Genomic DNA, 10,615 nt, shown 5'->3' with positions numbered 1-10,615 from the left:
TACTTTTTATGCCCATTGGGATAAAAGTGCCGTAAGTAAAACATGTGAGCTGTCGATGAGTGTAGCATTACGAGATCGCCAATGCGATTTCCGTCCTAAACGTATTTGTCCTGATGAAATAGAGAATGCCAAAGCCTTTTTGGCGCCGAGCGCCCATATTCCGACTGACGGAGCCGTTGCTAAAACGGCTAAAAGCATCGTAGGATCGGAAAAAAATCCTCTCAAAAAAGCCCGTAAAATCTATGATTGGATTATTGACAACGGTTACCGTGATGAAAGTGTCCACGGTTGCGGAATCGGGAGCCCTAACGCTATGCTCGCCCAGCTCGAAAAAGATGGCCGCATGGGAGGCAAGTGCCTCGATATGTCGGCACTCTGTGTCGCACTGATGCGATCATCCCATATCCCTGCACGCGAAGTGTTGGGGATACGGGTCGGCTCTTCTCGTCTTTCGCCGGCGTTCGGTACGGGTGAAGATATTACCAAATCCCAGCACTGCAAGGTGGAGTTTTTTATCCCGAACATGGGATGGATTCCGTGCGATCCTGCTGATATCACCAAGCTGGTACTGAAAGAGAAGATCGAGAAAACTTCCCCCCGCGCGATTGAACTGGCAAACAAATTTTTCGGCTTTTGGGAAAACAACTGGATGGCATTCAACCATGCGCGCGACTTTGACCTCTACCCTGCCAATACGCAAGGAGTTCTCGATTCGTTCGGCTACCCGTACGGCGAAGTGGAGGGGGAATATCTCGACCCTTTTGATCCCGCCTCCTATCGCTATACGATCCGCTCCAAACAAGTGATACAATGATCCTCGATTGCCGTGATATGGATTGCCCCGCTCCCGTACTGGAGACGAAGAAAGCACTCGATGCCCTCCCCTCAGATGCGATCCTCACCGTAGAGGTCAATAGCCTCAGCGGACGGGAAAACTGCAAGCGGTTCGCCCTCTCACAGCACTGTACCTTTAGTGAAGAGCTACTCAGCGACGGAGCGACACGCCTCGTCATCACCAAAGGAAACGGTTATATAGAGCGTCCTGAAGAAGAAAATCCCCTCGATGCCCTGATGGAGCAGGAGAGACGAAGTGCTGTCTATGTCCTATCAGGGGCACTTATCACGGCTCTTCTATCCGCCTCATGCTGCATCGTACCAACCCTCTTTATGGTATTCGGGATCTCCTTTGCCGGAATCATCAATGTCGCTGCGTTAGAGCCCTATCGATGGATATTCACCTCTGCGGCGGTCGTCATGCTGAGTATCGGTTTTTATCAGATGGTGATCAAAAAAAAGATCGAATGCGATTGTGAACCGAGCCTCACCTCCAAAATCCTCCTCGTCCTTTTTTGGGGATTATTTCTCTTTAGCCTTGCCGCACTCTTCTATCCGTACTATGAGGGGTTGATATGGGGAGAGTAGTCCTAGGGTTGCTTCTATTAGCGTCTCTCGTGTACGGACAAGAGTGGAAGCTCCATATCGGAGGGATGCACTGTATCGCGTGCACATTGGCGGTTAAAAAAGCGCTGATGGGTGTTTCAGGTGTTCAAGAGGCGAAAGTTAATTTCAAAAATGAAAGCGCTATGGCCATAACGGATGAGAAGGTTACACTTCGGATGATGCAGGATGCCGTTGCACAGACAGGCTACAGTGCAAAGCCGATGGAAGAAAAATAAAATTATGAGATGTACCTCCTGCCAAAGCAGGAGGGAAGAAGCTATTAGCCTTTGACTTTCGCTTCGATGGTAGCAACGATTGACGGATCTTCGAGAGTTGAGATATCCTGAGTAATCGCATCGCCTTTCGCGATAGAGCGAAGGATACGGCGCATGATTTTTCCTGAACGTGTTTTTGGCAAACCCGGAACGAAAACGATATCATCACAGATAGCGATGTTACCGATCTCTTTCATGATCACTTTGTTAATCTCTTTGACCATTTCCATCTCTTCACCGACGGTATCTTCGCTTTTGAGAACGATGTAGGCGAAGATCCCCTCACCTTTGATCTCATGCGGTTTACCAACAACAGCAACTTCCGCGACGTTCGGATGTTTTTTACATGCCGCTTCAACTTCGGCAGTTCCCATACGGTGACCTGAAACGTTGATAACGTCATCGGTGCGTCCTGTGATGGTGATGTATCCCTCTTCGTCGTAGATCGCACCGTCACCGGTAAAGTATACCGGCTGTCCGTCTTTTTTCACGTCACCAAAGTATGATTTCACGAAACGTTCCGGATCACCCCAGATTCCACGGATCATAGACGGCCATGGACGGGTTACACACATGTAACCGCCCTCTCCTGCCGGTACTTTAACACCCGTTTGAGGATCAAGGATCTCAGCGATGATCCCCGGAAGAGGGAATGTCGCACATGCCGGTTTGATCGGTGTCGCACCCGGCAACGGAGAGACGATGTGCCCGCCTGTTTCTGTTTGCCAGTAGGTGTCCACGATCGCACATTTGCTGCCGCCGACTGCTTCGTAATACCATTTCCACGCAGGAGGGTCGATCGGCTCACCGACGGTTCCGAGAACTTTCAAGCTGCTAAGATCGTATTTAGAAGGCTCATCTTCACCTGTTTTGTGCAATACACGGATTGCCGTCGGAGCGGTGTAGAACTGGTTGATTTTATACTCTTCAACCATTTTCCATGGACGTCCCGCATCCGGATAGGTCGGTACCCCTTCAAACATTACCGTCGTCGCACCCATAGCAAGCGGTCCATAAACGATGTAGGTGTGACCGGTAATCCAGCCAACGTCTGCCGTACACCAGTAGGTGTCGTTTTCTTTAACGTCGAATACCCATTCCATCGTCATTTGCGCCCAAAGGATATACCCCGCAGAGTTGTGTTGTACCCCTTTTGGTTTTCCGGTAGAACCTGATGTATAAAGGAGGAACAACGGATCTTCGGCGTCCATTACTTCCGCTTCACAAATGCTTGATTGGTTTTTGATCAATTCATTGTATGAGTAATCGCGTCCCGCTACCCAGGTAACGTCTTCATTGTTACGTTCAACAACGAGAACTTTCTCAACCGGAGATTTATCATCGATTGCTTGGTCAACAACCGGTTTGAGCATATACGGTTTGTCTTTACGGAAAGCACCGTCGGCAGTGATGACGACTTTCGCTTCTGCATCTTCGATTCGGTCTTTGAGTGCTTCAGATGAGAATCCTCCGAATACAATCGAGTGAATCGCACCGATACGGGCACATGCGAGCATTGCGTATGCTGCTTCCGGAATCATCGGCATATAGATAACAACGCGGTCACCTTTCTTAACGTCAAACTCGTTTTTGAGGAGATTTGCAAATTTATTAACGTTGTAGTAAAGCTCGAGATAAGTGATGATTTGTTTATCACCGCGGTCGCCTTCGAAAATAATCGCCGCTTTGTTTTTGCGGCTTGAGAGGTGACGGTCGATACATTGGTGAGCGACATTGAGTTTACCGTTTACAAACCATTTGTAGAACGGTGCATTGCTCTCATCGAGAACTTGGGTATACGGTGAAAACCAGTCAATTTTTTCGTTGGCAAAATGCCCCCAGAATCCTTCATAATCTTCATGTGCCCATGTTTGCAGATCATGATATTCACACATATTTTTAATACGGGCTTGCTTTGCAAACTCTCGGTTCGGGTGAAAAGTCGGTTTTACGGTATCGCTCATAATTAAGGCTCCTTAGTGTAGTTTGTGCGTATGTTTTAGTTTTATGTAGACCATTGCAGTCATAATTGCGTCATTTAACGCATTGTGCTGACCCATTCTCGGGATTTTTAAATCACGTAAGATTGTATCAAACCGTAAATCAATATTTCCTTGTGGGATAAGCTCAATTTTCTTATCGAAATAGATTCCTGAAACCTCAATCTGTTTATTCGGCAGAGTTATGCCCAGCCACGGCTTGATAAGACGATTCATCATCGCCACATCAAATTCCAGATAATAGCCCACTAACGGGCGGTTTCCGATGAATTTCAAAAATTTTTCCACCCCTTCCAACGGCTCTATGGCATTCTCCAAATCGCACGGTCGGATATGGTGGATTTTAATACTTTCAGCACTGATTTCTCGTGAAGGTTTCATAAATATTTCAAAACTCTCCGAGGTAAGGATGCGGTCACCTTTAATTTTAACCGCACCGATACTCAGTACTGCATCTTTTTTTGTATTGAGTCCCGTTGTTTCGGTATCAAATACTACTACTTCATCCCCTTCATAGGGTTCAAACATCCATTCATAGCTCTCATCTTTTAAAGATCGACGGTTCCATGAACGTTTGAAATTTTCAAACATCACACCACCATTCCAAGATGAAAATGGTACGTGAGAAATTTTTTGAAGGTATTGACGATTTTAAACGAATCTTTGAGTAAATCACGATCGGCTTTCGTAAGCAATTTCGGATTAACATAATTTTGAACGTCACTAATCTGTTTTTGAGACAGAATAGAACGTAAACGGATACTGAGGAGAGTATCGTAGGCTTCGATCAGCTCACTGGCAAAACGTTTATCAAATAAACCGATATTATTCAGTTCTTTAATCCGCTCAATCGTGTTAGTGGACTCAATTTTGTGCTCAAGTGCCAAAACACGGATACCGTGGACTATCGCGAAAATGCCCCCTTTTTTGATATCGAGTTCGCTTTCGTGTTCAGCCCTTCCCAATACAAATCCGCCGATGAGGCTCAGAGGTGTTTCAAATGCCAAAACCACTTTTGCCAAATGGGCCATCACATCGTTTCGCCCTTCAAACGAGTCAAAAAGATACTCCCGACACTCTTGAAGCAATGCAGCATCTCCTGCCACACACTGAGCATCTACAAAGATCGATAAACCCATCAAACTCTCTTCGTTAAACGTTTCGACCCATTCGGAAACCATTTTTTTATAGCCTGTAACATCATGACGCCAATAGGGATTGGAAACCATTACATTACCGCTGCATTTAGGGAATCCCAACTCAAGCAAATAGCGGTTTAGCTCCATCATATACGGAACAAATAACGATTCATCCTCTCCGTCTCGGATAATAAGACCGTTATCCTGGTCCGTACGAAGCACTTGTTCACCGCGCCCTTCAGACCCCATAACGATCAAAGCGCAATTGGTTTGCATCGACTCGGGAACAACCATCTCAAAAACTTTTCGATAGAGTTTTGCATTGAGCTCACTTACCAGTTTGGATACATACCGTACCCGCACCCCTTTTGTCGTTAATGAACGTACCAGATGGGTAAGCGAACGCTGAGCACTTTGAAGCTCATCAAGCGTGTTGGCACGGTCGATAGACGCTGCAATGAGATGGGTGTGGTTGGCAAAATGGCTCAAAAGATCAAGCTGCTCCAAAATACCGACAATTTTATTCCCCTCTGTAACGACGAGCCGTTTGACGCCGTGTTTGGTGAACAGGAGCAATGCATTAAACAAAAAATCGCTACGTTCGATCGTAAAAAGACCGTACGTCGCAATGTCACCGATTGCATCCGCAGTACTTTTTCCTCTCAAGAGAACACGTTCGCGCAGATTGGTATCGGTTACGATACCGATCACTTCTCCATCCCGAACCAAAATTACCTGTGCCCCCTGATGCGCCATTTTCTGCAATGCTTCTATGATGCTCTCGGATGCATCTGCAAAACACGGCGTATGCAGATAGATCTCATCAACACGGGAAACCATAAAGGGGGTAAGTTCATTTTGGTGCTGACGCTCTTTTAGATTTTGGTGTTTGGTGATGAAATCTTGCATGAAGTAATTTTGGAACGGTTCGACATCTTGGAGGAGGTTTAGAAAGGCTTCTTTCGGGAGTTCATAGCAGATAAGATCTTCGTCTACGATAAAGGTGCTTTGAGTATTGCCGTATATCAGGGAGTTCGCGTCAAAGCTGTCGCGCTCCCCGTAAACGTTTTGGAGTTCACCGTCGATGGTTTCGTTGACTATCCCTTTGATGATGATATAGAGGGATTCTGCTCTCACCCTCGGAGCGATCAGAACCGTCTCTTTGGGATAATAGGCGATATCCATCTGGGTCATCAGTTTTTCGATCATCCTCTCTCCCAAAAGGTCAAAAGGATGGATCGACATCAAAAGTGCTTTTTGATCAAAAAGACTCAAGTATACTCCTAATTCTATTGAAAAAAATCTGCCCCGAACGGGGCAAGCTTTAGTGCCTTAGCGGCTAGCGCAGTCCAAGGGATTTTATTCCTTGGACGTTCAAATTAATGCTCAACAGCACCTTCAGCACCGATACCGGTTTGGCTTCGGATGTATTGCGCTTCATACGCCTCAATTTCTCTGCGTGAGTTTTCACTTTTATCCGTAACAGAGAAGAACCAGATTCCGATAAACGCCGCACTTACAGAGAAGAGAGCCGGATATTTGTATGGGAAAATAGCTTCCGCATTTCCTAAAAAGTCAACCCAAACCGTAGGTCCGAGGATAACCAATACTGCTGCAGTCAAAAGACCCAATGACCCACCGATCAATGCACCGCGAGTAGTGAGTTTTGACCAATACATAGAAAGGAACAAAATCGGGAAGTTTGCACTCGCGGCAACCGCAAATGCCAATCCGACCATGAACGCGATGTTTTGTTCTTCAAACGCAATACCTAAATAGATTGCAATAATACCCAATACAACTGTAGCGATTTTAGAAACTTTCATCTCCATCAATCCATCCGTTTTACCTTTTTTGATAACACTGGCATACAAGTCATGTGAAATCGCAGAAGCCCCTGCCAATGTCAAACCTGAAACAACCGCAAGGATCGTTGCAAATGCAACCGCAGAGATAAATCCGAGGAAGAAGTCGCCGCCCACTGCATGAGACAAGTGAATTGCCGCCATATTGTTTCCGCCGAGGATCGGGAATCCGCCATCAGTCGCTTGTTTCGCCAAATCAAGATATTGAGGGTTTTTGAAGACCATTACGATCGCACCGAAACCGATGATGAACGTCAAGATATAGAAATACCCGATAAATCCTGTCGCATAGAAAACCGATTTGCGTGCTTCTTTTGCATCACTGACGGTGAAAAAGCGCATAAGGATATGCGGAAGTCCGGCAGTACCGAACATCAACGCAATACCGAGTGAAATAGCTGAAATCGGATCACTGACCAAACCTCCCGGAGCCATAATAGTCTGATCTTTCATACTAACCGCTGTAGAGAACAAGGATTCAAAGTTGAAGTTATAGTGAGCCATAACCGCAATCGCCATAAACGTCGCACCGGAAAGGAGCAAGAACGCTTTGATAATTTGTACCCATGTAGTCGCCAACATCCCACCGAATGTTACGTAAAGGATCATCAATACACCGACCAAAATAACCGCAACTTCGTAATCAAGACCAAATAAAAGTTGGATCAATTTTCCAGCCCCTACCATTTGAGCGATCAAATACAAAATAACGGTCAAGATCGATCCGAATGCCGCCAATGTGCGGATAGGGGTTTGTTGAAGACGATACGACGCAACGTCCGCAAAGGTATATTTACCGAGGTTACGGAGCTGTTCAGCTACCATAAACAAAATAATCGGCCAACCGACCAAGAATCCGATAGAGTAGATCAAACCGTCATACCCTTTGCCGTAAACGAGGGCAGAAATCCCCAAAAACGATGCTGCTGACATATAGTCCCCTGCAATCGCCATACCGTTTTGAAAACCAGTAATACCGCCGCCGGCCGTATAGAAATCTTTTGCCGTTTTGGTACGTTTTGCCGCCCAATAGGTAATCCCCAAGGTTGCCCCGACGAAGATGATAAACATGGTAATTGCTGACATATTCAATGGTTGCTTCTCAACAGCGCCCGATAGTGCCTCACCGGCAAACGCAGCGACAGAGAAAAGAGCTAATAATAACGCTTTCATCATTCTCCCTTTGCTTTAGCTTTGATTTTAGCGGTCAATTCATCAAACTCACCGTTAGCACGACGAACATAAATTCCTGTCAATGCAAAAGCGATAACAATGACAGCGACACCTACAGGGATTCCCACTGTGGTAACAGAGTCTGCTGAGAGCTGTGCACCCAAGATAGACGGATCAAATGCGATCGTCAATACAAAGCCAAAGTAAATAACCAACATAACGATTGTCAATGTCCACGCAAATGAGCTGCGTGTTTTGACAAGATGAATAAAATCAGGATCGTTTTTAATACGATCGACCATCTCTTGTTTCATAATTCAACCTCCTTTAAAAGTTGTAGTTGGCAATAAATCGATATTCATCCCAACCAGTGCCGACAGTTGTCGTTTCTTTGAAATCACGCGGGAAATTTCCACGGAAACGAAGTTGTAGATTTTTGACTGCTTCAGGAGAATAAATAAAATCAAATCCTGCTTCAGTAGCCGTCCATGCATGATTAGCTGAGTAGCCGTTTAGAGCATCCATATCAAATGAGGTGTAATAAACACCCGTATTAAGATTTATACCCATATCTTTCCAGTTATAGCTTCCCGCTACTTTCCACGCATCGGTTCCCGCCATAAATTGGTGACGTGTTACCATCCCTTGCGTATAAGCAGGCATACCACCCCATGGTGTGATGGTTCCGCCGTTGATCGCGGCTGATGAATCCTTGCTATTTTGGGAGACTGCTGCATAGAGGTCAAAATTAGCCACTTTTACCCCTGCTTTTGCAGCAATGAAATCACTGTTCACTTTAGTCGCATAGCTGCTGCCGACATCATCTTCTTTGATGTATTGAGCCGCTACATACGGTGCTACACCGCTGCTGTAGCTCCATCCGTAGTTCACTTCAGCATAGATAGCATTGAGAATATCATGAGCATAATAATCCCACAACTGCAATTTTAATCCCGGTACACCCGAATAGATTGCCGCTGCGACACTTACGCCATCCGTATTTTTACCGATAGCATATTCACCCATATTCGTAAATTTACCTACCATGCTGGTTGCACCTGCTAGGCCACTATAACCAGAAGTCAAAGACAATGCTGCAGGTTGATTATTATAAGCATTCGCAAACGTTCCCGCCGCGAATTTTGTCACATGAGCTGCAATCAACGTTGTATCTTTCACATCCGTATTGCTTAATACATACGCTTCAAAAAGATTCGGAAGCATACGTGCATCATCAGACCCGGCAAGAGGAGTATCGAGTTTTTGACGTCCGGCTTTAAAGGCAGTATTGCCGTATTTATACTGCAAATACGCTTCACCAAGATACGTTTCATTGTCTCCGTTTGAACCGAAAAGTGTAGTATCATTTTCAGCCGCAACTGAACTTTTACTGTCTAATTTGTTTGTCGTATAAAATGCTGCCCCAGCACTGAGACCATATAAAGAACCGGTTTCGTATTTTAGATAACCACCAAGAGAAAGTCCATCACGATGTACGCCAGGTGAATAATCACGATCAATATAAAAAGCACGGATTTGTCCGCTTGCTTTTCCTTCTTTAAACATTCCTGCCAAATCATCGGCTGCAAAAGCGTTCACCACCAAAGCTGACGCCAAAAGCGATAGAGATACTGTACCTCTCATTCTCACTCCTTCATAAGTTTTTCACACTGCCATTATGTAAACGAAACGTAGCAAGAACGTAGCATTTGTAAAATTAGAAAAATTTATCCTATTGAATTGCCTGAAAAAGGAGATTGTGTGTAAAAAAGTAACTTTAATAGTTACGCGGGATATCGATCATGTAACCTAACGCGCGAATATTTTGTATAAAGTCTTCTTTGAGGATTTTTTTTAAGCGGCTCACTTCTGCCCGAATTGTCGGGTTATCCACGTACTCTTCATCCCATACATAGGAGCGAAATTGATCAAAATCGACTACTCTGCCACGATTACGTGCGAGAAGGTCAATAATTTGAAGCTGACGCTTTGTCAAGGTCTGTGTTACGTTATCACACATCAATGTAGAGGTGGAAGCATCGTATCCGTAACTTTTTGAAAGACGTAAATGATTTTGGGGAGTTGCACAGCTTTGCATCACTTTATCGATACGAAGCGAAAGTTCTTTGAGATGAAACGGCTTTTTCAGATAATCGTAACATCCCAAATCATAGGCACGACTGATCCCCTCGATATCCACCAGTGCGCTGATGTAGATAGCGGGAGGGCGTATTTTGAGCATGTGCAGCTGTTCGAGCAGATCCAAACCGTCTATTCCGGGGACATTAATATCCAAAATCAACAGATCAAACGTCTCCTGCTTCAGCGTCTCAAGTGCTTCATATCCATCAAAAAAAAGTGTGACACGATGACCCAACGCCAACAAATATTCATGAATCGCTTCACTGAGCATTTGTTCGTCTTCAAGCAGAAGTATTTTCACCGTTCCCCTTTTTAAAATGATATTCAAAACGGGTCAACTCATTGTCAGAGACAATCTTGATCTCCACCCCGTCTTCATCACAGATCGATTTTACCAGACTCAGCCCCAAGCCAAAACCGTCTGTTTTTTTACGTTCCCTATAGTATGCCTCAAAAATCTTTTGGGAATCATGAATTTTTTGGGATCGGCTTTCCACCCAAAAAAGGCATTTGGAAGTATCACACTGTACCCCGACATGGATTATTTCACCGTATTTGGTATATTTGATCGCGTTGGTAAT

General features: G+C 45.0%; 11 protein-coding genes. 3 read left to right on the top strand and 8 right to left on the bottom strand.

Annotated elements, in window-relative coordinates; translation table 11 throughout:
- From PHP90_RS12585 to PHP90_RS12575, 3 genes are all read left to right on the top strand, one after another.
- On the top strand, window positions 1-814 hold an 814-nt coding region (locus PHP90_RS12585; protein ID WP_299930570.1), incomplete at its 5' end, for a transglutaminase-like domain-containing protein.
- The gene (locus PHP90_RS12580) at window positions 811-1,422 is read left to right on the top strand and encodes a mercuric transporter MerT family protein (protein WP_299930567.1); all 612 of its coding nucleotides are present in this window, start codon (window positions 811-813) and stop codon (window positions 1,420-1,422) included. The genes PHP90_RS12585 and PHP90_RS12580, both read left to right, overlap by 4 nt.
- Complete coding sequence (locus PHP90_RS12575; RefSeq protein ID WP_299930564.1) at window positions 1,410-1,676, top strand: heavy metal-associated domain-containing protein; 267 nt, start codon at window positions 1,410-1,412, stop codon at window positions 1,674-1,676. Before PHP90_RS12580 ends, PHP90_RS12575 begins: the two co-directional genes overlap by 13 nt.
- 44 nt (window positions 1,677-1,720) lie before the next feature.
- On the opposite strand, the gene acs is transcribed toward PHP90_RS12575, so the two are convergent.
- The 8 genes from acs to PHP90_RS12535 form a co-directional block, all read right to left on the bottom strand.
- Window positions 1,721-3,679 (bottom strand): acetate--CoA ligase, encoded by a 1,959-nt coding sequence (acs, locus tag PHP90_RS12570; RefSeq protein ID WP_299930561.1) that lies wholly within the window; start codon window positions 3,677-3,679, stop codon window positions 1,721-1,723.
- A 12-nt stretch (window positions 3,680-3,691) separates the two neighbouring features.
- Window positions 3,692-4,306, bottom strand: a complete 615-nt coding sequence (locus PHP90_RS12565) for a 3'-5' exonuclease (RefSeq protein WP_299930556.1) — start codon at window positions 4,304-4,306, stop codon at window positions 3,692-3,694.
- Window positions 4,306-6,129 carry a putative nucleotidyltransferase substrate binding domain-containing protein gene (locus PHP90_RS12560; protein ID WP_299930553.1) on the bottom strand — a complete coding sequence of 608 codons (1,824 nt, stop codon included), beginning with the start codon at window positions 6,127-6,129 and terminating at the stop codon, window positions 4,306-4,308. Before PHP90_RS12560 ends, PHP90_RS12565 begins: the two co-directional genes overlap by 1 nt.
- Window positions 6,130-6,233: 104 nt before the next feature.
- The gene (locus tag PHP90_RS12555; RefSeq protein ID WP_299930550.1) at window positions 6,234-7,895 is read right to left on the bottom strand and encodes a cation acetate symporter; all 1,662 of its coding nucleotides are present in this window, start codon (window positions 7,893-7,895) and stop codon (window positions 6,234-6,236) included.
- Window positions 7,892-8,206 carry a DUF485 domain-containing protein gene (locus PHP90_RS12550; protein WP_299930547.1) on the bottom strand — a complete coding sequence of 105 codons (315 nt, stop codon included), beginning with the start codon at window positions 8,204-8,206 and terminating at the stop codon, window positions 7,892-7,894. Before PHP90_RS12550 ends, PHP90_RS12555 begins: the two co-directional genes overlap by 4 nt.
- A gap of 13 nt (window positions 8,207-8,219) precedes the next feature.
- Window positions 8,220-9,536: an OprD family outer membrane porin gene (locus PHP90_RS12545; RefSeq protein ID WP_299930543.1), complete on the bottom strand. Its 1,317-nt coding sequence runs from the start codon at window positions 9,534-9,536 to the stop codon at window positions 8,220-8,222.
- Between the two features lie 133 nt (window positions 9,537-9,669).
- Window positions 9,670-10,335 (bottom strand): response regulator transcription factor, encoded by a 666-nt coding sequence (locus tag PHP90_RS12540; RefSeq protein ID WP_299930540.1) that lies wholly within the window; start codon window positions 10,333-10,335, stop codon window positions 9,670-9,672.
- A partial coding sequence (locus PHP90_RS12535) for an ATP-binding protein (protein WP_299930537.1) occupies window positions 10,316-10,615 on the bottom strand: 300 nt, incomplete at its 5' end. The genes PHP90_RS12535 and PHP90_RS12540, both read right to left, overlap by 20 nt.

The organism is Sulfuricurvum sp. (assembly GCF_028712165.1).
In the GTDB taxonomy this organism is placed as follows: Bacteria; Campylobacterota; Campylobacteria; order Campylobacterales; family Sulfurimonadaceae; genus Sulfuricurvum.
The sequence above is the reverse complement of the archived record's forward strand: the minus strand, read 5'-3'. Positions and strand labels throughout refer to the sequence as shown.